This is a genomic window from Streptomyces sp. P5F9, from assembly GCF_057961495.1.
On the sequence record NZ_JBXVPZ010000955.1, the window covers coordinates 1 to 1,094 of the forward strand.

The window sequence follows — 1,094 nt, forward strand, 5'->3', positions numbered from 1 at the left end:
CCACCCCTCCCCGCAGGAAATGTGACACCCGAGGGGTCAGGTGTCACATTGCGTCCGGACACCCCACTCCCCACTCCCCCACCGGAGCCCGCGCGCCGGGCGCCGGGTACCGAGCGGTGGAGCTTCCGGACCGGCGGCTGCGTTCGGTCCACGCCGACCGTGGTGGACGGGGTCGTGTATGTGGGCAGCGACGACGGCACTCTGTACGCCGTCGACGCCGCCACCGGGCAGGAGAGGTGGTTCCGCCCGCTCAACGCCGGCGCTGTCTGGTCGACCCCGACGGTGCACGACGATCTCGTGTACGCCACCACCCCCCAGACGCTGCACGCGATCGACGTCCGCACTGGGAAGGGCCACTGGGACTTCGGCGTGAACACCAAAATGTCCACAACGGTGGAGGCCATCGCCGGCCAGGTGTACATCGCAGGCGGCTGGGGGTTGATCGTGCTGGACGCCGAGCACGGAGCCAAGTGCTGGGGGTATTCCACGGGCGGCCTGTATCACCCCCGGTGGGTGGTGATGGACGGTCCGGTGGCAATCGTCGGCACCTGGGGCAAGCGGGTGCGCGCCTTCGACTCCCACACCCGGCGCATGAAATGGGGCACCCGCGTACCCGAAGGCCCTGTCTCCGGCCCATCCGCCCTGAGTGACGGCAACCTCTACGCCAGCAACCGACGCGGTGAGTTGCACGCCCTCAACACGTCCACCGGGCACGGGGTATGGCGCTACGACACCAACAGCGCCATACAGTCCGCACCCACCGTTGCGGACGGCACGGTATACGTCGGCAACGACAACGCCCGTCTCCACGCCCTCGACTCCGTCACCGGTGAGGTGAAGTGGTGGTTCAAGGCCATGGGCCCCATCCGCTCCACCCCGGCCGTAGCAGGCACCACCGTCTACTTCGGCAGCGACGACGGCAACGTCTACGCCGTGGACACCACCACCGGCCGCAAGCGCGGGCGGTTCCCGACAGGCGGCCCCGTGGTGTCCTCGCCCGCCGTGGTCGACGGGGTCGTGTACGTGGGCAGCGACGACGGCACGGTCTACGCCATCGAAGCCCCCGTCTGAGCCCCGCCTGAACCCTCCCTGCC

1 protein-coding gene is annotated in these 1,094 nt (G+C 69.5%); it reads left to right on the forward strand.

The window, feature by feature from the left end:
* Nucleotides 1–21: 21 nt before the first annotated feature.
* A complete protein-coding gene (locus AC31A1_RS51775; protein ID WP_489659971.1) occupies nucleotides 22–1,071 on the forward strand; it encodes an outer membrane protein assembly factor BamB family protein in 1,050 nt (349 codons plus the stop codon).
* Nucleotides 1,072–1,094 lie beyond the last annotated feature (23 nt).